The organism is Stenotrophomonas sp. SBJS02 (assembly GCF_020428325.2).
Classification (GTDB): domain Bacteria; phylum Pseudomonadota; class Gammaproteobacteria; order Xanthomonadales; family Xanthomonadaceae; genus Stenotrophomonas; species Stenotrophomonas africana.
The window spans coordinates 2,462,389-2,487,616 of sequence record NZ_CP109812.1 but is presented as its reverse complement, the minus strand read 5'-3'; the positions used below and the strand labels follow the sequence as shown (position 1 = coordinate 2,487,616).

General features: G+C 62.6%; 25 protein-coding genes and 1 pseudogene. 17 read left to right on the top strand and 9 right to left on the bottom strand.

What is annotated here, in order from left to right:
* Positions 1–11 precede the first annotated feature (11 nt).
* Entirely contained in the window at positions 12–1,109 is a 1,098-nt protein-coding gene (locus tag FQS62_RS11610) for a UvrD-helicase domain-containing protein (protein ID WP_043033512.1), read from the bottom strand.
* The gene (locus FQS62_RS11605) at positions 1,087–2,667 is read right to left on the bottom strand and encodes an ATP-dependent nuclease (RefSeq protein ID WP_026070029.1); all 1,581 of its coding nucleotides are present in this window, start codon (positions 2,665–2,667) and stop codon (positions 1,087–1,089) included. Before FQS62_RS11605 ends, FQS62_RS11610 begins: the two co-directional genes overlap by 23 nt.
* 274 nt (positions 2,668–2,941) lie before the next feature.
* Between FQS62_RS11605 and FQS62_RS11600 the strand changes: the two genes are divergently transcribed.
* Entirely contained in the window at positions 2,942–3,994 is a 1,053-nt protein-coding gene (locus FQS62_RS11600) for a DNA-binding protein (protein ID WP_021201903.1), read from the top strand.
* Positions 3,995–4,014: 20 nt separating this feature from the next.
* Here FQS62_RS11600 and FQS62_RS11595 read toward each other — a convergent pair whose 3' ends face one another.
* Positions 4,015–4,773 carry a hypothetical protein gene (locus tag FQS62_RS11595; RefSeq protein WP_223224790.1) on the bottom strand — a complete coding sequence of 253 codons (759 nt, stop codon included), beginning with the start codon at positions 4,771–4,773 and terminating at the stop codon, positions 4,015–4,017.
* 122 nt (positions 4,774–4,895) lie between these two features.
* Here FQS62_RS11595 and FQS62_RS11590 point away from each other — a divergent pair, with 122 nt between their 5' ends.
* The 13 genes and pseudogenes from FQS62_RS11590 (at position 4,896) to FQS62_RS11525 (ending at position 16,173) form a co-directional block, all read left to right on the top strand.
* Positions 4,896–5,246, top strand: a complete 351-nt coding sequence (locus FQS62_RS11590) for a helix-turn-helix domain-containing protein (RefSeq protein ID WP_043033515.1) — start codon at positions 4,896–4,898, stop codon at positions 5,244–5,246.
* 174 nt (positions 5,247–5,420) lie between these two features.
* The gene (gene copL, locus FQS62_RS11585) at positions 5,421–5,840 is read left to right on the top strand and encodes a transcriptional regulator CopL (protein WP_012480218.1); all 420 of its coding nucleotides are present in this window, start codon (positions 5,421–5,423) and stop codon (positions 5,838–5,840) included.
* 113 nt (positions 5,841–5,953) lie between these two features.
* On the top strand, positions 5,954–7,822 hold the full coding sequence (locus FQS62_RS11580; protein WP_012480217.1) for a copper resistance system multicopper oxidase: 1,869 nt from the start codon (positions 5,954–5,956) through the stop codon (positions 7,820–7,822).
* A pseudogene (locus FQS62_RS22280) lies at positions 7,819–9,086 on the top strand (copper resistance protein B). Before FQS62_RS11580 ends, FQS62_RS22280 begins: the two are co-directional and overlap by 4 nt.
* A gap of 12 nt (positions 9,087–9,098) precedes the next feature.
* Complete coding sequence (locus tag FQS62_RS11565) at positions 9,099–9,869, top strand: c-type cytochrome (RefSeq protein ID WP_005413420.1); 771 nt, start codon at positions 9,099–9,101, stop codon at positions 9,867–9,869.
* Positions 9,853–10,398 (top strand): nuclear transport factor 2 family protein, encoded by a 546-nt coding sequence (locus FQS62_RS11560; protein ID WP_223224792.1) that lies wholly within the window; start codon positions 9,853–9,855, stop codon positions 10,396–10,398. The genes FQS62_RS11565 and FQS62_RS11560 overlap by 17 nt, the downstream gene beginning before the upstream one ends.
* Before the next feature lie 173 nt (positions 10,399–10,571).
* On the top strand, positions 10,572–10,937 hold the full coding sequence (locus FQS62_RS11555) for a DUF411 domain-containing protein (RefSeq protein WP_019184727.1): 366 nt from the start codon (positions 10,572–10,574) through the stop codon (positions 10,935–10,937).
* Between the two features lie 70 nt (positions 10,938–11,007).
* Positions 11,008–11,358, top strand: coding sequence for a four-helix bundle copper-binding protein (locus FQS62_RS11550; RefSeq protein ID WP_012480213.1), 351 nt, complete (start codon positions 11,008–11,010; stop codon positions 11,356–11,358).
* Positions 11,359–11,536: 178 nt separating this feature from the next.
* Positions 11,537–11,920 (top strand): copper homeostasis periplasmic binding protein CopC, encoded by a 384-nt coding sequence (gene copC / locus FQS62_RS11545; RefSeq protein WP_005413416.1) that lies wholly within the window; start codon positions 11,537–11,539, stop codon positions 11,918–11,920.
* A gap of 10 nt (positions 11,921–11,930) precedes the next feature.
* Entirely contained in the window at positions 11,931–12,860 is a 930-nt protein-coding gene (gene copD, locus FQS62_RS11540; protein WP_017354978.1) for a copper homeostasis membrane protein CopD, read from the top strand.
* A gap of 247 nt (positions 12,861–13,107) precedes the next feature.
* Positions 13,108–15,243 carry a copper-transporting P-type ATPase gene (locus FQS62_RS11535; RefSeq protein WP_024957401.1) on the top strand — a complete coding sequence of 712 codons (2,136 nt, stop codon included), beginning with the start codon at positions 13,108–13,110 and terminating at the stop codon, positions 15,241–15,243.
* A gap of 28 nt (positions 15,244–15,271) precedes the next feature.
* A complete protein-coding gene (locus FQS62_RS11530) occupies positions 15,272–15,547 on the top strand; it encodes a hypothetical protein (RefSeq protein ID WP_005413412.1) in 276 nt (91 codons plus the stop codon).
* A 74-nt stretch (positions 15,548–15,621) separates the two neighbouring features.
* Entirely contained in the window at positions 15,622–16,173 is a 552-nt protein-coding gene (locus tag FQS62_RS11525; RefSeq protein ID WP_031269107.1) for a DUF305 domain-containing protein, read from the top strand.
* Positions 16,174–16,202: 29 nt separating this feature from the next.
* Here the strand turns inward: FQS62_RS11525 and FQS62_RS11520 are convergent, their stop codons facing one another.
* Entirely contained in the window at positions 16,203–16,391 is a 189-nt protein-coding gene (locus FQS62_RS11520; RefSeq protein WP_187756563.1) for an arginase family protein, read from the bottom strand.
* Between the two features lie 46 nt (positions 16,392–16,437).
* Here FQS62_RS11520 and FQS62_RS11515 point away from each other — a divergent pair, with 46 nt between their 5' ends.
* Together FQS62_RS11515 and FQS62_RS11510 are read left to right on the top strand one after the other, a co-directional pair.
* A complete protein-coding gene (locus tag FQS62_RS11515; protein ID WP_223025135.1) occupies positions 16,438–16,767 on the top strand; it encodes a TonB-dependent receptor in 330 nt (109 codons plus the stop codon).
* Positions 16,768–16,793: 26 nt separating this feature from the next.
* A complete protein-coding gene (locus FQS62_RS11510) occupies positions 16,794–17,624 on the top strand; it encodes a DUF4198 domain-containing protein (RefSeq protein ID WP_005413408.1) in 831 nt (276 codons plus the stop codon).
* Positions 17,625–17,728: 104 nt separating this feature from the next.
* Here FQS62_RS11510 and FQS62_RS11505 read toward each other — a convergent pair whose 3' ends face one another.
* The 5 genes from FQS62_RS11505 to FQS62_RS11485 form a co-directional block, all read right to left on the bottom strand.
* Positions 17,729–20,869 (bottom strand): efflux RND transporter permease subunit, encoded by a 3,141-nt coding sequence (locus tag FQS62_RS11505; protein ID WP_005413407.1) that lies wholly within the window; start codon positions 20,867–20,869, stop codon positions 17,729–17,731.
* Positions 20,866–22,380, bottom strand: a complete 1,515-nt coding sequence (locus FQS62_RS11500) for an efflux RND transporter periplasmic adaptor subunit (RefSeq protein WP_005413406.1) — start codon at positions 22,378–22,380, stop codon at positions 20,866–20,868. The genes FQS62_RS11505 and FQS62_RS11500 overlap by 4 nt, the downstream gene beginning before the upstream one ends.
* Complete coding sequence (locus FQS62_RS11495) at positions 22,377–23,681, bottom strand: TolC family protein (protein ID WP_170935783.1); 1,305 nt, start codon at positions 23,679–23,681, stop codon at positions 22,377–22,379. Before FQS62_RS11495 ends, FQS62_RS11500 begins: the two co-directional genes overlap by 4 nt.
* Positions 23,682–23,754: 73 nt before the next feature.
* Positions 23,755–24,054: a hypothetical protein gene (locus FQS62_RS11490; protein WP_232017559.1), complete on the bottom strand. Its 300-nt coding sequence runs from the start codon at positions 24,052–24,054 to the stop codon at positions 23,755–23,757.
* 233 nt (positions 24,055–24,287) lie between these two features.
* Positions 24,288–24,530 (bottom strand): heavy-metal-associated domain-containing protein, encoded by a 243-nt coding sequence (locus tag FQS62_RS11485; protein ID WP_224482004.1) that lies wholly within the window; start codon positions 24,528–24,530, stop codon positions 24,288–24,290.
* A 315-nt stretch (positions 24,531–24,845) separates the two neighbouring features.
* Between FQS62_RS11485 and FQS62_RS11480 the strand changes: the two genes are divergently transcribed.
* Entirely contained in the window at positions 24,846–25,139 is a 294-nt protein-coding gene (locus tag FQS62_RS11480) for a BPSL0761 family protein (RefSeq protein WP_223224794.1), read from the top strand.
* Positions 25,140–25,228: the final 89 nt, after the last annotated feature.

Sequence of the window (25,228 nt, the reverse complement as noted above, 5' to 3'; positions counted from 1 at the left end):
AGCCCCTGGCTCTATGCGTCTGCGCTGGCAGGCGCATAGAGCTGATGACCCGGCAACGCGCACGCGCCGGCATACACAAAGGCCACGCTTTGCCGCGCCCGGGTGAAGGCCACGTAGTATTTCGGCGGCGCGGTGATACGCGCTGCATCGGCCGTGCGCAGGTACTGCGTCAACGGCCCGTTCGGAAAGATGAGGACCCGACTGTAGGTGCGGCCCTTGCACTGCCCAAAGTTCACCGCCGGCAGTCCGTCGCACGCCTGCCGCCGGTCATGCCGGAGCACGGTGGGGGCGAACTCCTGCATGTACGCGGCCACATCCCCTGGAGCGACGAGGTAGATGCCATCGTGTCCGGTGACCTCGCCATTGCCTGATTGGGTCCGCGGCATCTGCGGATAGAGCGTGTCAGCCATATCGCACAGGGCCTGGACGCAGCGCAGACTGGTGAGGCGGTGATCCAGCCGGCATAAGCCGTCGGCCTCCCAAATCTGAAACAGCGCTGCCAGATTCGGACCACGGTATTGGCTGTACCTTTGCGCATAGTTGGTCGCATACGTGGCTTGGCGCGTATCGCCTACCAACGTGATGGCAATCTCGCTCTTCAACAGCCGTTCGACCAGATCCAGATCAAAGCCGGCCAGATCCTGGACTTCGTCGATGTAGAGCTCGTCGTACATCGCCGCCAATCGCGCCACGACCTGGCCTTGGGTCAGCTCATCGCAGCGCACAGCGAAATCGGCCGCTCGGTCCGAATACATCCGGTTGCCCGCCAGGTAGTGGCGCGCCACCTGGGTGCGTGGGGCGCGGTTGTTGGTGACACCTTCTACGAACAGGATGGTCTCGATGCGAGGCTCAGGGCAAAGCGCAGCCTGGTACGGGCGAATGCACTGGCGCAGCAGAAAGCCATACCAGCTGTGCAAGGTGACATGCGCGGGGACCGCGCCTGCGTGGGCCTCAAACGAGCGCCGGATCTCTTCCAGGTTTTCCAGCGTGTAGGTGACAATCGCGATGCGGCGCTCAGGTCGCTCCAAGGCCTGCCGGACCAGCAACGTGGTCTTGCCCGAGCCGGCTGCCGAGAGCAGGACCCGGTTAGGTGATGGCACGCTGGACATAGTCCGGGAACCTGATCGAGTGCGGGCTATTGAAAATCGCCAAGGCCGTATCGGTCTTATGGCCCTTCATGTACTTGAGCAGCGCCACCTCATCGGCAAAGGCCTTGCCCAGCACGGTATTGAGTTCGGCCAGCGAGTTGGCTTTGATCAGCTGCTCTTCCAGCGAAGGGGCGCTCTCGTCGGAATCGTAATAGATCGCGTTGATGTGCTCGGCATAGCGCTCTTGCACAACTGCGATATCACCGTCGTTGTCGGTGATCACCTTGGCCTGAATCCTCAGTCGATCGGCAATCTGCAAGAAGCGTTTGAATGCCAACGACTTGACCGAAATGATGTCTACGCCGTGAGCCATCGGCGCCACGCCGTGATGGTCACTGTAGGCACGCTGCACGATCAGTTCGTCGGAAGGGCCTTCCACCAGGATCGCCTGCTTGGCCAGGATCAACCGCAGCGTGTCGTGGCCCGGCAGCTTCATGAAATAGTCGTGGGTATCGCTGGGCAGCTGGTCCAGCTTCATCTGGCCTTGCGCGCTGAACAGGATCACGTTGTCCACGCCCAGCTTGTTCAACACGAAGCTGCTGTGGGTGGCGATGATCACCTGCTGGGCGGTGGAGAGGGCCGCAATCTTGTCGATCAGCTGGGTCATGCTGGAATAGGACAGATGGTTCTCCGGCTCCTCGATCAGCAGCACGTGAGCCGCGCCGGCCGCGTGCATCGCCAGCTTCATCTTCACCGCGCTTTGCTCGCCCTTGCCGGCCTGGGTGAACGGGAGCTCATCCAGGTAGGGTGACAGGCTGGTTTCCCACGTTGAGCGCGGCGATGTGTCCACGCCTACCGTCAATGCCCTGTGGCTGATGTCCCCGGTGTGCTCGGTCAAGTAGGCATTGATCGCTGCCACATCCGCTTCTTCGGAAAAGCTCTGCCGCATGCGGCGGAAGCTCAGCGACAGCGAGACGCGCTGCGCAGGCGTCAGTGCCTGCTCGATGATGCCGGCGATATAGCGATCGGCACCGGACAAGGTCTTGATGCCGTGCGTGTCGATGATGGTCGAGTCGAACGGAATACTACGGGCGGTGACGCCATTGTTGGCGAAGGAGTACCAGCGCACCGTGTAGTACTCCACCGGCAGGCTGACCGCGCCCTGGTGCTGCTGCAGGTAGGCGTTGAACTCCTCGCGGTAGTCGTCGTTGAGCTCGACCAGCAGCCGGATGCCGGCGGTATCCAGACGCAGGGAGTTGTTGGTGCCGCGTAACGACGCCAGCGCGGCGTCGGCGCCCAGATAGGCTTCGATGGAGATCCGTGGCGGCGAGGCCGGCGTGCCCGTGGCAAGCGCTCCCAAGTACTCCTGCACCGTGGGCTGGTGGAACAGGTAGGGCGTGAGCTCGTAGGCAAGATTGCGCCCATGCAGCTGGCCGGTGACCACCGCGTGGATGGCCTCCAGCAGGGTGGATTTACCGACCTCGTTGTCGCCCACCACCAGGTTCATGTGGGCATTGAGGGGCAGGTCCAGATGGCGAAACGACTTGAAGTTGTCGATGACGATACGTTCGATCGGCATGCACAGTCCTATGATGGCCAACGGGCTCGGTGGCGGAGCCTGCCTGCACCCTGGCTGGCCTCCTTTCCGCTCTGGGCCATACTACCCAGCGATCGCCGGCCCTGGGCGGTTTCGTACTGCTTGGGACGCCGGGAAGGGTCAGAATCCGCCTTACGCGGGATAATTCAATATTATCCCGTATAACTATTTTCGCCGACGAGCGGTCGTCTACCTGCTTTAATAGTATGTAATTACATGGTATGTAATACATTACGAAATAAAGTGAGGTGGCACGATGGCGCGCGCAGGACTCTATAAGAGTGACGTCCAGAAGGCGCGCGACGCGCTGCTGGCCCAACGCAAGAAGCCGTCAGTCGACGCGGTGCGAGTGGCCTTGGGCAACACGGGCTCCAAGACCACGATCCACCGCTACTTGCGTGAACTGGAAGGAGAGGAAGGCGGCGGTCCGGCGAGGACGGTAGCCGTTAGTGATGCTTTGCAGGACTTGGTTGCGCGCTTGGCCTCGCGGCTCCAGGAGGAAGCAGAGGCCATCCTCACCCAGGAGCGTGAGCGCCATCAGGCTGAGCTCCACAGTCGGCAACAGGCGCTTTCCGGTGCCCAAGAGGAGGCTGCCGCCTTGAGCAGTCGGCTGCAGCGCACCGAAGCAAGCCTGCACCAAGAGCAAGCTGCTCACGCCCTCCTTCAACAGAATCTAGGTGACAGGATCGCGGAAATCGCCCAGTTGAACGAGCGCATCGCTGGCATGACGGTGCGGCTGGCTGATCATGAGGCGCATACGCGTTCTCTGGAGGACAAGCATGCCCATGCCCGGGAAGCGCTTGAGCACTACCGCACTTCAACCAAAGAGCAGCGTGAGCAAGAGCTTCGCCGTCACGAGCATCAGGTCCAAGAGCTGCAAGTAGCCTTACGTCAGGCCAATGAAGCCTTGGGCGCGAAGAATCAGGAGCTGTTGGTGCTGAACCGCGACAATGGTCAATGGCTGGAGCGCCACGGGCGGATTGAGCGTGAGCTTGCCCAGCTACGACAGGCCCACGAAGGCCAACACAGCGAGGTCGTGGCGTTGCGCCAGACCGCGACGGACTATTTGGCACTGCAGGAGCGCTGGAAGACTGACGCCAAGACCTTGGATACCATGCGCAACGAGCTAGCTCAAGTTCAAGACACCCTTGCGCGGGAGCGTGAGCGCCGCGAGAGCGCTGAAGCCGATGCGTTGCGTGCCAATGCACGTCTTGAAGCGCTAGAGCCTCTACTGAATCAACTGACGCCAGCACAAAATGCGGTGAAGAAAACTCGGCGCGGCCATGCGCAAGATGGGGGAGCCGACTGACGAGGCTGCTCGTTTGTCTGCTAGCGGCTGGGGTGGCGCTCACCTGTCCAGTACGCCCATTCCATAGGGACGACCCAATCTACAAACAGTTTGGCTACTGAGGACTCCGGTGCCAAATGATAGGGCTTGAACATGCCTTGCTCGGGCGAACTGGTCATCAGGTAGCGCAGGCGCTTCTGGACCTCCTGAAAGATGGCTTCCCGCACATGGGCGCTGTCGTGCACGCCAAGACGCATCGCCACCGAGGCACCTTGGCGTACCGCCGCCCAGCAGCAGTAACGCCACCGCGCGATCGGCAAGCCCCGCGGTCCGGATTGAAAGACGAACCCCACATCACGTGCCCAGCCTGGGTCGAAGTGATGTTTGAGCAATTGCTGCTCCAGAAACTGCTCGGTCTCCCAGAGTGCAAGTTCATCCCACAGCTCCAGTTTCGCGTCCGCCAAGTCTACATCGTGTGCCATATCGCCGAGTTGGTCTTCCAGCACCGGGAGCAGGTGCCTGCGCTCGTGGGTAGACCAGGCGAAAGCCCATTGCAGATCTTCGATGGGCGTGACCTCGGCATCGGGGCGGATCTGCCATCGATCCGCTGGCCAGGGAACTTGGATCAAGGCCAAGTCTCGCAGCGTGTCCAGCACCAGCAAGGTGGAGCGGCGTGTGGGCGCCACCGGTAGGCGTCGTAGCTGCGCGGCTAACAGTGCGGCTAGGAAAAGGGTGCCACGAAGGCCCAACTCCTCGATGCTGGCGACCCCAGATGGCGTCATTGACGAGGTTCCGGGCATGCGGTTTCCGGGGATGAGGGAGCGGCGTGGCTCCTGGGGGGGGGGCGGCGCTACCGGTGTCGCCGGTTGCCTCAAAGCTAAGAATATCTTAGTATGCAAGGCTGGGTACATCCGCCATCCTTATGGGGTCTCCATGGGGTGCGCGCGTGACTTTGTCCGTCGACTCAACACCGACCTTCGCTCGACGCCTCAAACAAGCCCGCCTGCACACGGGTTTGTCGCAGAAGGAGTTGGGCATCCGGGCCGGTCTGGATCCTCACGTGGCCAGCCCCCGAATCAACCAGTACGAGCGTGGCAAGCACGAGCCCATGCTGGAGATTGCTGAGCGGTTGGCCCAAGCGTTGGGGATCCCCGCCGCCTTCCTTTACACCGACGATGATCTGCTGGCCAAGTTGCTCCTGCGCTGGGGCTCGCTAAGCAAGCAGCAGAAGCGCGAGTTGGTGAAGCTGATCGAGGCCACGCCCGAGAAGTAAACCGAACAAGCGCTCGCCCTATGGGCAACTCTTCGCCTCAACCCGCCCTTTGGGCGCTTCTGGAGGGAGCTGCAGTGTCCGCGGCTAGTGCGACTGACAAGTCGCGACATCTCAGGCTTACTTGAGATTTTGTTCACGACCGATACACACGCGCCTTGTCTAAAGTGATATACCATGTCGCCCGTGTCAGCCTCCTCACTTCTACTGCGACTGTTCCTGATCGCCATGCTCGTGCTTAACGGCGCGTGGTCGGCGTTTGCGTCCGTCAGTATGAACCCGGTCATGGAAGAGCAGGCCAGCGAAGTGGCTGCCGCGGTGCAAGTCGACGAAGACTGCTTCGCCCATCACAGTGCTGAGCATCATCCCGATGCCACATCGATTGAAAAGGCTGGCACTGGGCATGGCGACCATGCCGGTCCCGACTGTTGCAAGTCTTCTGCGTGCCGGTGCGCCTGCGTACACGCTTGCGCGAGCGCACTTCCTGCGCGCCTGCATGTTTCGGTGCAACTGGCCTTGGGCCTGGATGTCATGCCGCTGCCCCTAGGGCATGCGGCACCTGCCTTGCCTCATCTGATCCGACCACCGATCGGCTAAGCGTCCCTAGGCGCCGCAATGGCGCCGTTGGTGTGGCTTGCATGCCTGTTTAGGCCAGCCGCCCGCTCTGTACCACCGCCCGCCGGTGGCAACACGACGCTTGGAGCATTTTCATGTCGCATGATGATTTTCGTGGTCCACGCGGTGGACCGCTGCTGCCTTCGCGGCGGCGATTTGTCCAAGGCTTGGCCTTGGGAGGCGCAGTCGCAGGATTAGGTTTCTGGCCCAAAGCCAGTTGGGCGCTCAAGGGGCCGGGACAACCCAACGTACTATCGGGCACTGAGTTTGACCTGACCATTGGCGAGACGCCGATGAACTTCACCGGCAAGACCCGCACCGCGATCACGGTCAACGGGTCCGTTCCGGCGCCGTTGCTGCGGTGGCGGGAAGGCACCACGGTCAACTTGCGCGTCTCTAATGCATTGCCCGCTAACTCCATCCATGGCGCGGACACCTCCATCCATTGGCACGGCATCATTTTGCCGGCCAACATGGACGGCGTGCCGGGTCTGAGCTTTGACGGTATCGGACGTGGTGAGACCTACCACTACCGGTTCACCCTGCATCAGGGCGGAACCTACTGGTACCACAGCCACTCAGGGTTCCAGGAACAAGCCGGGCTCTATGGCCCGATCGTCATCGACCCATTGGAGCCGGAGCCCTTCAGTTTCGATCGCGACTACGTCGTGATGCTGAGCGATTGGACAGACCTGGACCCGACGGCCCTGTTCGATCGTTTGAAGAAGATGCCGGGCCATGACAATTACTACAAGCGCACGGTCGGCGATTTTGCGCGCGATGTGAAGCGCAACGGCCTGTCGGCCACGTTGGAAGATCGCAAGATGTGGGGCGTGATGCGGATGACGCCCACGGACCTGTCCGACGTCAACGCCAACACCTACACCTACCTGATGAACGGCACGACCTCACTGGGCAACTGGACCGGTTTGTTCCGCAGTGGCGAGAAGGTGCGCCTGCGTTTCATCAATGGCTCTGCCATGACGTACTTCGATGTGCGTATTCCGGGGCTGAAGATGACCGTGGTGGCGGCAGATGGCTTGTATGTCCATCCGGTTTCCGTCGACGAGTTCCGCATCGCGGTAGCAGAAACCTTCGATGTGATCGTGGAGCCCTCCGGGCAGGACGCATTCACCATCTTTGCCCAAGACTCCGGTCGCACCGGCTACATCAGCGGCACGCTCGCTGTGCGCGAAGGATTACGCGCGCCCGTTCCGTCTGTGGATCCCCGGCCGCTGCTGACGATGGCAGACATGGGCATGGATCATGGGTCGATGGATATGTCTGGCGGCAGCAAGGGCATGGAAGGCGGCTGTGGTGCGGCCATGGGCATGCCTGGCATGACCCCACCTGTCAGCGGTAACGCGACCTCGGCCCATGCAGGCCATGCGATGCCCGCCGCCGGCGATGGTGCCATGGCAGGCATGCAGCACGGGGGCATGCAATCACACCCTGCTAGCGAGACCAACAATCCCCTGTTGGACAACCAAGCCATGAGCGTGAGTTCGCGCTTGGATGATCCGGGCAATGGCCTGCGCGATAACGGCCGTCATGTGCTGACGTATTCCATGCTCAAGAGCACCTTTGAAGACCCTGACGGACGCGACCCCGGTCGCGAGATCGAGCTGCATCTGACCGGACACATGGAGAAATTCTCCTGGGGCTTCAACGGTCAGAAGTTTTCCGATGTCGAGCCGCTGCGGCTGAACTACGGCGAGCGTATGCGCATCGTATTGGTTAACGACACGATGATGACCCATCCCATCCATTTGCACGGCATGTGGAGTGACGTGGAGGACGACAACGGCAACTTCATGGTGCGCAAGCACACGGTGGATATGCCGCCAGGTAGCCGACGCACGTATCGCGTGCGTGCCGATGCGTTGGGCAGCTGGGCGTTCCATTGCCACCTGCTTTATCACATGGAAGCCGGAATGATGCGCACGGTGAGGGTCGACGAATGAACATCAATAGACGCGATACCACCCTGACTGCGCTGACGGCTATCTCGCTGGCCCTGGCCAATGCGGCCAGCGCCCAATCTATGCAGCACGGCTCCATGCAGATGGAGCAGGGCGCGCAGACCCAGACTCAGGATCACTCTGCACATCAGGCACCGACATCAAAACCTGCGCCAGCCCAAAAGCCTGCAACACCGGCCAAGACGAGCGAAGCGACGATCGATCATGCGGCGATGGGCCACGCCGAGCCGCAGGCTAACGCAGCCGAGCCTGCCATGCAGGGCATGGACCATTCGCAGATGGGGCACGGCTCGCCCGCGAGCACACCTGCGGCGCCCACAGCGCAGGCGCAGTCGATGCAGGGCATGGATCACAGTCAGATGGCACAGCCCGCTGCAGCCGACACCTCCGGCACGGCCACGCCTGCGATGCAGGGGATGGACCATTCGCAGATGGGCCATGATTCGCCCGCGCCGCTACACCAGAAGCGGGAATGCAATCGATGGAGGGCATGGACCACAGTCAGATGGGACACGGGCCTGCAGCGCCAACGCAGCCGCGCACCCCGATTCCCGCGGTGACGGACGCGGATCGCAAGGCGGCCATCGCGCCGGAACACGCGCATCCGGTGCATGACAACTCGATCAAGAGCTACGTGCTGCTCAATCGCCTGGAAACCTGGGATGCCGATCCGGGCACCGGGCTGGGCTGGGAGGGCCAGGGCTGGATCGGTACGGACCTCAATCGCGTCTGGCTCCGCAGTGAAGGCGAACGCACGGATGGTCAGACCGAGTCGGCTGATCTGGAAGTGCTTTACGGCCGCAGTATCTCCACGTGGTGGGATGTGGTGGCCGGTGTGCGTCATGACTTCAAGCCTGGGGCATCGCAGAACTTCGCCGCTATCGGTGTACAGGGCTTGGCGCCGATGAAGTTCGAAGTGTCCGCCACAGCCTATCTCGGCGAAGGGGGCCAGACTGCCGCCAATGTCGAGGCCGAGTACGAATTGCTGCTAACCAACCGGCTGATCTTGCAGCCGCTGGTGGAAGTCACCGCCTATGGCAAGAACGATCCATTGCGCGGGATAGGTTCGGGTCTGAGTGCCGCTGAGGCGGGGCTACGACTTCGCTATGAGTTCACCCGAAAGTTCGCTCCCTACATCGGCGTGGTGTACGAGCGCGCGTTTGGCAATACCGCAGACATGCGACGCGAGCATGGCGAGTCCTTTGAAGACACGCGCTTGGTCATCGGCCTTCGTACCTGGTTCTAAGGGGAACTGACAATGAAATCCAACAAAAAGATGTGGGTATGGCTCGGTGCCGGCGTGGCATTGGTTGCGGTGGTCGCAACCGCCACGCTCTCTCTGGGCGTGTACAACGTGGCCGCCGACGATCCGCATAGTCGCCCGGTGTATGCGCTACTTGAAACGGCGCGCGAGCGTTCCATTGAGGTGCGCGCCGCCAAGCTTCAGCTACCCACGAACCTTGATGATCCTGAGCGTATCCGCCAGGGTGCGGGCAACTACAACGCCATGTGCGTGACCTGCCATCTTTCACCAGACGCGGCGGCCACCGAGATGAGCAAGGGCCTGTACCCCGCGCCACCGAACCTAAGCAAACAGCCGGTCGCTCCAGCTGAGGCGTTCTGGGTGATCAAGCACGGCATCAAGGCCAGCGGCATGCCCGCTTGGGGCGGCAGCATGGACGATGAGTTCATATGGAACATGTCGGCCTTCCTGCAGAAGTTGCCCACGCTGGACGCGACTGCGTACAAGGAACTTGTCGACAGCAGCGAGGGCCATTCGCATGGCGGCGGCGAGACGCAAGGCCACCATGACGACGAAAAGGCCGAGGATCACCCTGCCTTATTCGAGCCGGGCAACAACTCCATGCCGCATGCGCACCCGCCGGGCGTGGACGACGATCACCACGGCCCGACACCCAGCGACACGGAAGTCGGGTTGGTGAGCCACGGCCATCCCGACGGCAAGGTGGAGTCGCACCCTGCACCACACACGCCCGTGGCCGATGACGGCCATGCGCACCCCCATTGATCTTCTTGGAGCCCACGCAATGAACGCAACAGCAATCTCGTTCACCCTCGCACTGGCACTGGCCGTCGTGTCCCCCGCAATGGCGCAGGCGACACAGCCGCACGCACATCACCCCGCTGCCGCGGCATCTGCGGACGTCGACGTCCCAGTCACTGCAGAGGCCGCGGTCGCCGTAGCGGAGCGTTTCAACAGGGCCCTGTCTAGCGGCGATCTGGCCACGGTCGAAGCCCTGCTCGCTGCCGACGTTCTCATCCTCGAGTCCGGGGGCGCCGAACGCAGCCGCGAGGAATACATGGGCCATCACGCAGTCAGCGATGCGGCGTTCCTCAAGGGCGCCCATCGCCAGCTGCTCCGTCAGCGCGCACGAGCCGCTGGCGAGTTCGCGTGGGTCGGAACCGAAAGCGAGTTGCATGCCCAGAAGGACGGCCAGCCACTGACCGTCCAGAGCGACGAGACGATGGTGCTGAAGGAGACCGCGGACGGCTGGCGGATCGTCCACATCCACTGGTCCTCGCGGACCAAGCGCTGAGTCGAGAGATTGAAATGACTACGCTCACATTGCACCGTCTGACTTTTGTGGTCCTTGCCGTGGCTGGTCTGGGTGCTTGCACCCAGGATGCTTCATCCGCGCAACCCACAACCTCGCCCTCCGCACAGGTTGTCGTCCAATCAGCCGACGCGACTCCAGCAGCCCTGCCACGCATGACCGTCCACAAGACCCCGACCTGCGGGTGCTGCGGTGTCTGGATCGACCACGTGCAGAAGGCGGGATTCACCGTGGATGTGCACGACATGGATGACCTGGGTCTGGTCAAGGAGCGGTTGGGTGTCCCCTATGCAAAGGGCTCCTGCCACACGGCCGAGATCGGCGGATACGTCATCGAAGGCCACGTTCCGGCCGCGGACATCAAGCGTCTCCTCGAAGAAAAGCCGAACGCACGCGGCCTGGTCCTCCCAGGGATGCCGCTTGGTTCTCCGGGCATGGAGGTCCCGGAGGGACGCCAGCAGCCGTTCACGGTCGAGCTGATACATCGCGACGGAACCACTGAACCGTTCGCACAGCACTGATCCGTCGCAGCAACAGGGGACGGTGTTGCGGGCGCGCCGATTCTCGCCCGCGAGGAAGAAGGAGAACTACATGACTCACCATTCCGCAGCACACCGGCCCCAGGCCATGAACGAGTGCATCGACAACTGCACGCAATGCCATGCGATCTGCCTGGAGACCATCAACTACTGCCTGACCAAAGGAGGTGTTCACGCGGCCCCGGAGCACATCGCCCTGTTGGCGACGTGTGCCGATACCTGCGCAACCAGTGCCGACGCGATGCTGCGCGGTGCCAGCGTTCACGACGTGGTTTGCGGTGCCTGCGCGGAGATCTGCCGCCAGTGCGCCGATGCATGCGACGCCATGAACGACCCTGAGATGACGCGCTGCGCCGAAGTTTGTCGCCGCTGCGCGGAAAGCTGCAGCGCCATGGCAGCGTAATGCGTCGAGGATCCCGCCTGAGCCGGTGGGATCCTCGTCTCGCGAAAGCGGAAGTATCAAGAAAATCCGACAAATCGTGGTTTCAGTGACAGTCCGACATCTAACGCTTGTCGCATCGAACACAGCGCGGCCCCTCCCGAACGGGCTTTGCATCACATTCCAATGAGGATTTATCCATATGAAGTCGTCCAACGTCATTCGCTCCTTCGCGCTCGTCCTCGCAATCGCGGCCGGGCAGTTTTCGCTGCAGGTCGCGCACGCCCACGCCGCGCTGCAGCAGTCCACACCGGCGGCAAATGCGGTGGTGGCCTCGCCAGGCCAGATCGATCTCGTGTTCAACGAGACATTGATTCCGCGGGCGTCGCGTCTCAAGTTGCTCATGAAGCACGGCAGTTCCACCATGCCGATCGAGAATTTCACGACCGAGATCGTCAACAACGGCAAGACCCTGCGTGCCAAGTTGCCTGGACCGCTGGCTCCGGGCGTCTATACCGTGGAATACCGCGCCGTCGGTGGTGACAACCACCCCATGCCGGGCAGCTTCAGCTTCACGGTGCGCTGAGGAGTCGCGAATGTTCGACCTGTCGGCTTATGCACTGAGATTCTTGGAATACCTTGTCATCATGGTTCTTTTCGGGGTTCCACTCTTCGGTTGGTACGGGTCGCGTCGATCGGCACTCGCCGACGCCTTGGCCGGGTGGTCACTCATGGGCGTTCTATTGGCGGGTGCCGTAGCCGGTCTCGTGCTCACCGGGCTCGATGTCGTCTTCAAGACCGCGGGCATCATGGGAATGCCGCTTGCCGAGGTTGATCGCGCATCGCTTGGCTGGTATCTGCTCGAGACGTCCGCGGGCCGGGCAGCCATGGCGAGAGGCGCGCTGCTGGTCGCCCTGATGTTCGTGCTCGGATGGCATCGTCGCCGCGGGAAGGTGGAGACCGCCTTCCCGCTGGGGGCGATGCTGGCGGGCGGCGCACTCGCTTCGCTGGCATGGAACGGCCACGCCGCCGCTGGCGAGGGCTTGGCAGGCGCGGTCCGGCTTGCTGCAGGCATCGTCCATCTTCTCGCGGCAGGCGGCTGGATCGCAGCGGTCCTGATGTTCCTTGCCATGCTGCTGCGCGGCAAAGAGACGAACGGCAGCGGGCGTCTGCGATCAACGCATGACTTTCTGCATGGTTTTTCGACGCTGGGAACGATCTTCGTTGGTGCGCTCATCGTGTCCGGCATCGCGCACTACGGGGATCTCACCGCGTGGTCGTTTTCGGCCCTGTTCCAGAGCACCTACGGGAAGTTGCTGCTTTTCAAACTGGCCCTGTTCGCTGGAATGCTGGGTTTGGGAGCGCTGCACCGATGGACGCTGGTGCCGCGCTTGGAACGAGCGCTGACCAGCGGAGATCCCGCGCAGGAGGTGCGGGCTTTGCGGCAGAGTGTTACGGCTGAGGCCGCGCTGGCCATCTTGATCCTGATTGTTGTTTCAGTGCTCGGGACGCTCAGCCCCGAATAGCTGTGTAACCCGCAATGGCACACTGCCTTGGCAGTCCATCCCCACTAAAGCGAGCATCGGCATGAACTCACCGTCGTCCCATGACCATCACCATTCTGCAGGCGCAGCCCCTGTCGAGGCTGCGGATGGACGGGTCATCACCAATCCCGTCCGCTATACGGACGATGCTCCCCAGCAAGTTGAAGTGACCGCCCCAGCAGCGGTGGCCCAACCCAGCGGTACCCACGCCACGGTCTACACCTGCCCGATGCATCCGCAGATTCGTCAGCCAGGTCCCGGCACCTGTCCGATCTGCGGCATGGCGCTGGAGCCGGAGATGCCCTCGCTGGAGGAGGACGACAATCCAGAGTTACGCGATTTCACCCGAAGGTTCTGGTGGACGTTGCCTTTGACGTTGATCGTCCTGGTCTTGGCCATGCTGGGACACCGTCTGCCCGGCTTGTCCACGCAGGCGCGCACCTGGATTGAGCTCGTGCTGAGCGCCCCGGTGGTGCTCTGGGCGGGGTGGCCTTTCTTTGAGCGCTGCCTACAGTCCATCGGCAATCGCAGCCCCAACATGTGGACGCTGATCGGCATCGGCGTGGCCGCCGCGTTTGGCTACAGCGTGGTGGCCACCGTGGCACCGGACCTGTTTCCGGACTCTTTCCGCGAGCATGGACGGGTAGGGGTCTACTTCGAGGCGGCAGCGGTCATCGTCTCGCTCACCCTGCTCGGACAGCTGCTGGAACTGCGGGCGCGTTCCAAAACCTCGGCGGCCATCAAGTCCCTGCTGGGATTGGCGCCCAAGACGGCTCGCCGCGTCAAACCCGATGGGGGCGAAGAGGACGTTGCGCTGGATCACGTGCACGTGGGTGATCTGCTTCGCGTACGACCGGGCGAGAAGGTGCCGGTCGATGGGGAAGTCATCGAAGGCCGCGCCAGTGTCGATGAGTCGATGCTGACCGGTGAACCCATTCCGGTGGAGAAGGCTGTCGGTGATCACGTTATAGGCGCCACGCTCAACGGGACGGGCGCCTTAGTCATCCGGGCGGACAAAGTCGGATCCGGGACGGTACTGGCGCAGATTGTGCAGTTGGTAGCCCAAGCCCAGCGCTCCCGCGCGCCGATGCAGCGTATGGCGGACAAGGTGGCGTACTGGTTTGTCCTGGCCGTGCTGGCCACGGCGGTGCTCACGTTCTTCGGATGGGGTCTGTTTGGACCCGAACCGTCCTGGACCTTTGCCGTCCTCAATGCCGTATCGGTTCTGATCATTGCTTGCCCGTGTGCCTTGGGTTTGGCTACCCCCATGTCGATCATGGTCGCCACTGGCCGCGCTGCGCAGGTCGGGGTCCTGTTCCGCGATGCTCAGGCGATCGAGCAGCTACGTCTGATCGACACGTTGATCGTGGACAAGACCGGTACGTTGACCGAGGGGCGTCCAGCCTTTCGCGACACGCTCTCCAACGCCGGCTTCGACGCCGATCAGATCCTTTGTTTGGCCGGCAGCTTGGAGCAGGGCAGTGAGCACCCCTTGGCCGAGGCCATCGTGGCTGAAGCCCAGCGACGTGGCTTGAACCTGGTGGCCGCCCAAGATTTTGATTCGCTCACCGGCCAAGGCGTCCGCGGGCGCGTGTCCGATCAGGATGTCGTGCTCGGCAACCAAAGCCTGATGGCGTCGGTTGGCGCCGATGTAGCACCTTTGCAAAGCAGCGCCGAGCGTCTTCGGAAAGAAGGCGCTAGCGTGATGTTCCTGGCGGTCAATGGTCGGTTGGCCGGCGCCATTGCGGTGGCTGATCCCATCAAAGCCACGACCTTGCCTGCCTTGAACCTGCTACGTGCCGATGGCCTGCACGTGGTGATGGCCTCCGGTGACGCACAGGCGACGGCCGAGGCCGTGGGGCGCACGCTGGGCATCGAGGATGTGCGTGGTGGCGTCAAGCCGCAGGACAAGGCCGACCTGGTCCAGCAACTCAAAGCCCAGGGTCGTCGCGTGGCCATGGCTGGCGATGGCATCAACGATGCGCCGGCCCTGGCGGCAGCCGATGTGGGCATCGCGATGGGGACGGGCACGGATGTGGCCATGTCCAGCGCCCAGCTCACCCTGGTCAAGGGTGATTTGAGGCGCATCGTGCAAGCCCGTGCCATCTCGTCTTTGACGGTGGCCAATATGAAGCAGAACCTGGGCTTCGCCTTCGTCTACAACGCCATCGGCGTGCCTATCGCCGCCGGCTTGCTGTATCCCAGCTTCGGCCTTTTGCTCAGTCCGATGATGGCGGCCCTGGCCATGAGCCTGAGCTCGGTTTCGGTGGTCACCAATGCCCTGCGTTTGTCCGGCTCCACCGTTGTTGCCACCCCCCACCCTGACCGCGCCGATGAGCCTGCGCGCGGCCATTCCTGTCACTGATGGCTCATATCCCACAAGGAGTACTGCAATGAAGCGTTATGCCTCCCTCTCGATGATGGCCTTGTTCCTGATGGCGGGCGCGGCCTTCGCCGGCGGCCAGACCACCACGCCCACCACCGACCACGGTCAGCACAAGCCGGCGGCGGCCGATGCCGATTTCACCAAGCTCGATGCCAACAAGGACGGCTCGCTGTCCAAGGAAGAACTGGCCAAGCACAAGCTGGCGCCGCACTTTGGCATGCTCGATAGCAACAAAGATGGCAAGCTGAGCCCGCAGGAATTCGCTGCCGGCAAGGGTATGTAAGTGTTCTCAGCCCGGGAGCTGTTCCAACAGTTCGCGGGTTCTTCCGCCGTTCTGCCATTCCCACGGAGATTGTTATGTCCTCTTCGCACGGTACGCACGAAAACGCGCAAGACCCGCAGTCCCAGCACGCAAAACCGCACGCCTCACACCAACCTGCCCACCAGGCACAACAAGGGCATCAAGGCCATTACGGCCGCCTGTTGTTGATGATGGGCCTGTCTTTCGTGGCCATGTACGCATTGATGTACGCAATGGTCGATCAGTGGGCTAACGTCTATAACAACGTGAACCAGTTCTACATGGCGGGCCTGATGGCCGCTCCCATGCTGCTGATCGAGCTGTGGCTAATGTCCAGCATGTACCCCGATCGCCGACGCAATCTGATTCTGGCTGGTCTGACGGTGGCGTTCATGCTGTTCTGCTGGTGGGGCATTCGCACTCAAGCAGCGGTCACTGACAAACAGTTCATCCGTTCGATGATTCCCCACCACGCTGGCGCCATCCTGATGTGTGAGGAGAATCGTCTGAAGGATCCTGAGTTGGTGAAGCTCTGCCAGGACATTATTACCTCGCAGACACAGGAGATCGCGCAAATGAAGCAGTTGCTGGCTGAGCGTTCCCATTAGCTCACTGCCTTTTGCCAGCCGATATCACTTCACTGAGCCTGCGCACTGACCATTCGGTGGATCAAACGCGCGGCCACACGTGCGGTGGCTTGATCCGGATCCAGGGGCGGACACAGTTCCGCCACGTCGACCACACGTACCTTGCCCGAGGCCATGACCAGATCCAGCAGGGCTTCCAGGACCTCCAGACTCACCCCGCGTGGGTTGGGGGCGCTCACGCCCGGGGCCACCACCATTGAGTACGCCGGCAAGATCACCAGCGGCTTGGGTAGCTACACCCAGTGGCGTGGCTTGGGCTCACTGCGTATGGGCAAGAACCGTTGGACCGGCGTCTATTCGGCGCAGTACATCGGCAGCGCGGACGACATCATCGCCGTGCCCGACACGATCGGCTCGCATGTGTCCAGCGTGGTGTACCACAGCCTGCAACTGAGCTACGGCATCAAGAAGAAGTGGGATATCTCCGCCGGCGTTGAAAAAGTGCTCGATAAGAAGGCGCCGTTCGTGAAGAACAACCCCAACACCGACACCGACACCATGACGTACGACTTGCTGGGTCGTCGCTGGAATGTCCGCTTTGGTTACCACTGGTAAGCCACGATCACGAGGAGCTACACATCATGAGAAACACGCAACTATCCGCCACACTACTGCTGTTCGCTGTGGCCGGCAGTGCCGGTGCGCACGACCTGTTTGTCGCTTTCTCCAAGCCTGGCACCGCAGCGGGCGAGGCGAACACAGCGTTGGTGAACAATGGCACCTTCGATGAAAGTGCAGGTGCAGTCACCCGAGCGCGTCTACAGGACGTTTCGCTGAGTCAGGGCGGCGCTAAGGCTGCACCGGACTTGGCCAGTTGGAAAGAGGTCGGCAAGCAGAGCCAGCTCACCGTGCATCCGGCGGGCGAGGGCACCTATCTGCTGGGGGTCTCGACGATGGCCTCCACCAGCACGCGTACGGCCAGCGAGTTCGGCAAGTACCTGGAGTTGGAAGACTTGCCCGATACCCTGGCCACCTATGATGCGAGCAAGTTTCCCAAAGGGGTCACCTATAGCTATACCAAGCATGCTCGTACCATTGGACAGGTGGGCACAAAACTGACCGACGATTTCGCTGCCTCGCTGGGCTATCCGCTGGAGATCCGCTTGGCCCGCAATCCTGGAAGCGTGAAGGTCGGCGAACAGCTGTCGTTCCAGGTGCTGCAGCAGGGCACGCCAGTGCCCAACCTACGCGTGTACGTCGGTCATCGTGCTGACGCACCGGTCAAGGGTGGGCACGGTAGCGCTACGCTCCTGCGCACCGATGCCCAAGGCCAAGCCAGTTTCCAGGTGACCACCGCCAAGACCTGGTACATCCACACCAATCACATTGTGCCCTCTACACAAAAGGGTTTGGATTTTGTGTCGGATCGGGCGTCGCTGAGCTTTGAGATTTCCCCGCACGCCGGGCACTGATAAGTAAGCATGTAGGCGGTACTCTCCCCTTTGACGCCAGTCATGACTTCTTCCATGACTGGCGTCTTTTTGTGGGGACTTACCTCAAGTGCTCAGTCTGTCTCTCATTGGTCGCCCCGCGCCGCGCGCAATCCACGTCGCCGCACTAGATAGAACGCTGCGGGAATCACCACCATAGAGAGCACCGGTGCGGTGAGCATGCCACCCAGCATCGGCGCGGCGATACGTTGCATGACCTCCGAGCCGGCACCGGCACCGACGAAAAGCGGAAACAACCCGGCCAGGATGACGGCTACCGTCATCGCCTTCGGGCGCACCCGTTGCACGGCGCCTTCGTAGATAGCCTCTTGCAGGGTAGACACATCTTCCGGCGCACCGCTGGCCAAGCGCTGCTCCCAGGCATGACGCAGGTACAGCAGCATGATGACGCCGAACTCAGCCGCAACGCCGCCCAGGGCGATGAATCCGATCATGCTGGCCACCGAAATCGCATGGCCCAGCCCCCAGATCAACCAGAAACCGCCCACCAACGCCAAGGGCAAGCTGAGCAGGATGATGGATACATCGCTAAGCCGGCGAAACACCATCCAGATGACCAGGAAGATGATCGCCAACGCCGCGGGCACCACCCATTGCAGGCGTGCCAAAGCCCGTTGCAGATACTCGTACTGCCCCGACCACGCCAGACCATAGCCGGCAGGCAAACTCACCTGGGTCTGCACCGCGGCTTGCAGGTCCTGGACCACCGATCCCAAGTCGCGATCGGCCACATCCACGTAGATGTAGCCCACCAACCGGCCGTTATCGCTCTTGAGCATCGGCGGGCCTGGGCTGATTGACAGCTCCGCCACCTGGCTCAAGGTCAGTTGCACACCGCCTGGCGCGATCAGCGGCAGATCCTGCAAGGCCTGCAACGAGTCACGCTGGCCACGGGGGTAGCGCAAGACGATGGGATAGCGTTCGCGCCCCTCGATCGTTTCCCCGATTGGATCACCGCCAACGACCGTGGCAATCAGTTGCTGGAGTTGGCCTTGAGTGAATCCGTAACGTGCAGCGATTTCCGGGCGCACCTGTACATCGACATAGCGCCCACCCGTGACGCGTTCGGCCAGTGCCGAACTCACGCCGGGCACAGTCTTGGCCACCTGCTCGATCTGCTGGCTCAGGCGCTCGATCTGCTCCACATCGGGTCCGGAGACCTTGATCCCAATCGGGCTCTTGATGCCGGTGGCCAACATATCGATGCGATTGCGAATGGGCGGGACCCATAGGTTGGTCAGACCGGGAATCTTGACCGCTGCGTCCAACTCCTGGCGTAGCTTCTGGGGGGTCATGCCCGGGCGCCATTGATCCCGCGGCTTGAAGGTCACGGTGGTCTCAAACATTTCGATCGGTGCCGGATCGGTCGCACTTTCGGCACGGCCCGCCTTGCCGAACACGTGCTCAACCTCCGGTACGGTCTTGATCATCCGGCCCGAGAGCTGGAGCAACTGACGGGCCTTGTCGGCGGACAGGCCGGGCAGGGCCGTGGGCATGTACAACAGGCTGCCTTCTTCCAAGGGCGGCATGAACTCACTGCCCAACCGGCTAAAGGGGATCAAGGTGAGCACTAGCAGCAGGCCGCTGAGCAGCAAGGTGACACCGGGATGTTTGAGGACCCACAGCAGGATGGGCCGATAGCCAGCGATCAGGATGCGATTGATGGGGTTCTGCTGTTCCGGGCGGATGCGGCCGCGGATCAGGTAGCCCATCAAGACGGGGATCAAGGTCACCGACAACCCTGCTGCGGCGGCCATCGCGTAGGTCTTGGTGTAGGCCAGAGGCGAGAACAATCGCCCTTCCTGCGCCTGCAGGGCAAAAACCGGCACGAAAGACAGGGTGATGACCAGCAAGCTGGCGAACAGGGCCGGTCCGACCTCGGCCGCCGAGCGGGCCATCAGCTGCCAGCGCTCCTCACCCTGAGGTTCCCGGCCGTGCGCCTCCCGCCAGTGCTCCAGATGCTTGTGTGCATTTTCGATCATCACCACCGCTGCATCGACCATCGCACCAATGGCGATGGCGATGCCGCCTAATGACAGCAAGTTGGCGGAGATCCCCTGGGCGTGCATCACGATGAAGGCCGCCAGGATACCCAAAGGCAGGGTGATGACGGCCACCAACGCCGAGCGTAGGTGCCACAGGAACAGCAGGCATACCAGCGCTACGACCAGAAACTCTTCGCCAAGCTTGTGGGTGAGGTTGCGTACCGCATCCTGGATCAGCTCGGAGCGGTCGTACACCGGCACCACTTCCACGCCCTCGGGCAAGCTGGATTGCAACGCCTGCAGTCGCGCTTTGACGTTCCGAATGGCCCCCAAGGCATCCTTGCCGGTCCGCAGGACGATCACGCCGCCGGCCACCTCACCTTGACCATCCAACTCTGCGATACCACGACGGAAGACCGGCCCGCGACTGATCGTGGCCACCTCGCCGAGCAGGACGGGGATGCCGTCGTTGCCGGTTACCGGCACCTGTTCGAACGCCTCCTGTGTGCGCAGGTAGCCTTCGCTGCGCACCATCAGTTCGGCTTCGCCTTGTTCGATCACCGAGCCCCCGGTAGCGCCGTTGGCCGCATCCACCGCCTCGATGAGCTCGGCCACCGTCAGTCCACGGGCCGCCAACGCCTGCGGATCGGGCTGGATCTGCCAGGCGCGCACCGCACCGCCCACACTGGCTACTTCAGCCACGTCCGGCACGGTTTTTAGCTCATAACGAAGAAACCAGTCCTGCAACGCACGCAGCTGCCCCACATCACGTTGACCTGTCCGATCCACCAAGGCGTACTGGTAGATCCAGCCCAGTCCTGTCGCATCAGGACCCAGCGCCGGATTCACATTCGGCGGAAGTCGATCGCGTACCTGGCTCAAGTACTCGAGCACTCGAGAGCGCGCCCAGTAAAGATCAGTGGCATCGTCAAACAGGATGTAGACGAATGAATCACCGAAGAAGGAGAAGCCGCGTACCGCCTTCACGCCCGGCACGGACAACATCGTGGTGGCCAACGGGTAGGTGACCTGGTCTTCGATGATGCGCGGGGTTTGCCCCGCCCATTGCGTGCGGATGATGACCTGGGTATCGGACAGGTCCGGCAGCGCATCCAGCGGCGTGTTCTTTACCGACCAGATACCGACCACCGCCAGCAGCGCGGCGGCAACCAGCACCAGCACGCGATTGGCGATGCAAGCATGGATCAGGCGCGCGATCATGGTGTGCCCTCCATCGCTTCGGACATGACCTCGCTTGCCTGGCAATCAGCGGCTGCGGCGGGGCCGAACTTGGGTACCAACTGCATATCCATGAACGGTGACTTGCCCGGCTTGTCGAAATGCTTCTCCGGCACCATCGGGTCATACCAGTACTGCACCGGGCAGCGCGGCGGCGTAGAGGTGGAGGTGTCTGGCGCGACAGGCGCCGGCTGTCTGGACGGTGACGGCACGACAGTGCGTGGTTCGTGCCCGGCGTCATGGCGCTCGTGCACACCTGATGCGCTGGCAGGGCGTGTCGGTTGTGCAGCACCCAGGCGCTCCAACGCACCGGAGAGACTGGCTTCGGAGTCGAGCAAGAACTGACCCGAGACGACCACGCGTTCACCACCGGCCAAGCCTGCCACGATCTGCGTGCGCCCTTGCACGCTACGTCCCACACTCACCCGCACTGGCCGGAAGCTCCCGTCCGGATCCTGCACGATGACCCGGCTGTCCCGCCCGGTGGCGATCAGCGCCTCCGTGGGAACGACTGGCAGGGCCTGCTCGGCGTCGGGCTGCACCAGAACCTCGGCGAACATGCCCGGCACCAGCCGACGCTGCGGGTTGCGCAGCACAATTCGCGCCCGCTGCGTGCGACTAGCCATGTCGACCTGGGGAAGCAACGCCTGGATCTGTCCGGCAAAGCGCTCTGCCGGCCAGGCACTGACCGTGGCCTGCACTGAGGTCCCCGGCCGCAAGGTGCCCAGCGCTGCCTGGGGTACCGAGGCCTCCAGCCACAACGTGTCCAGCCCATTGATCTTGAACAGTGGCGTACCGGGCATCACCGTCTGTCCCTCGCGTGCCAGGATCTCGGTCACGACACCACTGTGGTCTGCGCTAAGCACGACGCCACTTCTGGCCGAGGCGCCAGAAGGAACACCCAACGAACGCAACCGTTGTTGCGCCGCACCCTGCAGCTCACGCGCGCCCGCGGACTGAGCTTGGCTCAGGGCATGTGCTTCGGCGATGGCCGCGTTCCATGCCGGGGCCTGCACGGTGGCCAGCGTTTGACCACGACGAACCTCGGTAAACGGCGCCTTTACCTGCACGTGGGTGATCAAGCCTTCCATGCGCGCACTGATCACGCTTTCCTGGGTCAGATCCCACGTCAGTGTGCCCGGCACGCGTACGGCAGTCCCTAGTAACTCTACCGTCACTTCCTGAGTGCGTATGCCCACGTTCTGCTGCAGGCGCGGATCGATCTGCGTTCCGCCCCCTATGGCCTCATCTGCGTATTTGGGCAGCAACTCCATATCCATGAACGGAGATTTGCCCGGCTTGTCGAATCGCTGCTCCGGCGCCATGGGGTCGTACCAGTACAGCACCTTGCGTGCTTGATCTGCGACGCTCGTGCCGGGGGGCGGGGTGGTATCAGAGGTTCGAGTCATCCAGGCGTAGCCGCCGGCAAAGCCGAGCGCCAGCAACCCGAGGGCCACGGCGAGCTGTGTGAGACGCGTCTTGGTCGGGCTCATGGCGTGTTCTCCTCATGGGGTAGCAGATAGGCCAGTGCCGCCCAGGCACGGCCCTGTTCGCCCAGCAGACGGGCGTTCTCCAGGTGCAATTCGATCTCATCGCGCCGCGCTTCCAGCCACGGCTGCAGGTCGGCACCGGCGCCGTAGGCGGCCAACGCCGTGCGTGCACGATCGCGCGCCAAAGGCAGGCTCTGCGTGTTCTGGCGCTCCAACTGGCCGGTTAACCCGCGCCATCGCGCTATCGCGCGTTGCACCGACTCGGCTTGGATGCGCCGGGCCTCATCGCGCTCTGCGGACACCGCCTCCAGCTCGGCCCGCCGTGCCGCGATGCCTCGTGCTTGGCGGTTCTTCTGGAACAGCGGCAGGCCCACACCCACTTCCACCATGAGCATGTCGCTGCGCGCCATGCCGTCGGGTGCGCGCTCGCGACGTCCGTAGGTGAGCTCCACACTCCAATCCGGGCGGGTTTCGGCCACGGCCGCATCCACCTGGGCCTGGGCTAAGCTCTCGCGTGCCTCCCAGCCCAGTAGTGGCGTGTGTTGGTCCAGTTTGGCCAGCAGTTGGGTGGGCTCCAATGGCAACTGCGAAAAATCCGGTGCCGCACCACTGGCCAAGATCGCCTCTGGTGCAATACCCAACCACCGCGCCAGGCCGGCCTGCGCGGCGGCGTGCTCCGCATGTACCTGCTCCAGGCGATTGTCCAACTGCAGTAGGGCGGCCTGGGCGGCAAGCACATCACTGGCCCCGGCCGTGCCGCCTGCCAAGCGAGCACGCGCCGCACGCTCGGCTATACGGGCCGGCTCGCGCAGACCTTCCAACGCATCTACGGCTTGCTGCGTACTCCACAGCTCGATCCAGGCCAGCGCGGCCGCTTGGGCCACCATCTGCTGTTCGGCCATCGACAGTGAGCGCGCTTGCGCCAGCGTCGCTTGCGCCAACGCGTGCTCGGCACGTCGTTTCGCACGCGCAGGAAACTCCTGCATCAGACCGATTTGCTGGGTGGTCATCTCATCGGCCCGCAAGCTGAAGGCATCGGGTCCGCTGACGGGCCAGTTCGCCAGCCCCACGATCAAACGTGGGTCGGGAAGCGCGCCAGCACGCGCGGCTTCTTCGGTACTGGCATCGATCTGCGATCGGCGCACCTGCAGGGTTGGGGCGTTAGCAAGCGCCCGTTGTAGGGCTTCTGTGTAGCTGATCGGGATAGCGGGCGATGCCGCCAGCACAGGACCACTGAGCGCCAGGGCAAACACGAACCCACACGCCATCTTGCGCCTTGCACGCAAGAAGAAAGACATCTCCATAAGACCTCCGGGAAACGACAACGAGCGCGCTGCAACGCATGCAGCACGAGCACGGGTCAATCCAGGAGGGGGCTTAAATCAGCAGGCTACAGAAGCGCTGCAGGGGAGGCGGATCGGACACGCACACCGGAACATCCCGATACAACTGCGCGTGTACCGGTGGCAACAGAGCCTGCACCAGCGCGAAGGCGGCCAGCGCGGGCTGGTAAGGCACTTGAGGGGCCTTCGCATCGGCCGTGGCGATGTGATCGCGCTGGCAATGCTGGTCGCACAACGCCGGAGCATCGGGATCCGGCGTGGACATCTCTTCGCAACCGACCATCAGGGTCGCTTGTCCAGCTTCCACCGATTCCAGCGGACAGGCGTAAGCCACCAGCGCGAGTTGCTGCAGCAGCAGCGCCCACAGTCCCAGCCATGCCAGTCGGGCACGAGAACGGGGTCGCCGCCATCGCCTCAGCAGCCTCACCATGACAGCTCCCGCACGCCCGAAGCAGCGCCTGCGGACGCTGGGCAGATCAGGGCAGGGGACGTGCGAGCTCTCATGATGGCCAGTCTAGCCCTCTTGGGGCCGACTGTCATTGATCAGGATCAAGCCCTCGCGCGGACTCAGCGGTGGCATCCGCCGCAGCAGGAGGATGCGACGGCCGGGGCGGCCGGCGTACCAGCCTCAGAAGGGAGCACCGCAGCGATCACATAGCCTTGCCGCTGGATAGCCTCAACCGCCTGTTCTACGGCAAGCAGGCCCTCGATCTTGACCACGCCACTGCCCAGATCGACGTCCACCTGGGCGTGGGGGTCAAGGGCCTGAATGGCTTGGGTGACCGTTCGGACACAGTGACCACAGGTCATACCTTCAACAACGAGATTCATGGACAACCCTCCAAAAGCATCGGCGGTTTGCCGACGGCGTGACGATGAGCCTTCCCACGGTGGGAAGGTCAAACGACAGGCAAGTTGAGTGGTAATCCGTCCCGCGTTGTTGACCTTCCCATCATGGGAAGGCTCAGGCTACCTGCTCGTTCCTATTGGCCCTCACTCCATGGACATAACGCTCACTTATGCGAATTAAGTTATTGATTATATTACATTAATACAGGAATCGCAAGGTCTGTAGTTGCACCGTGCCCTGGCCGGCCACAAACGCGATAAGCTAAGCATTCCTTAGTGCTAGTCATTCTTGATGTCATGACGATGCCATCTGAGCGCACCCGCAATGTGCTGCAGGCGGGCGCGTTCCTCAGGCAGCTAGCGGCCAGCCAAGCCGTGCCTAAAGAGGTGCGGCAAGAGGCATATCGACTGCTGCGGCACTATCCAACCGTCAGCGACATCGAGGCGATTGCTGAGCACGAAGAGCGGCTGCGAGCGCTGACCCAGTCGGCCTTCGTACGACCCTACCTGAGCAGCGAGATCGAGGCGGATTGGTTCTCCGGGTACCCGCTCGGCCCTCATCGCATCTGACCATGAAGCAACCGAGCAGGCCGCGTGGAAGAGGGACTACGTCTGCGGAGACAGCGCTGGAGGCTTCCTTTGAACGGGCCCGCGACAGT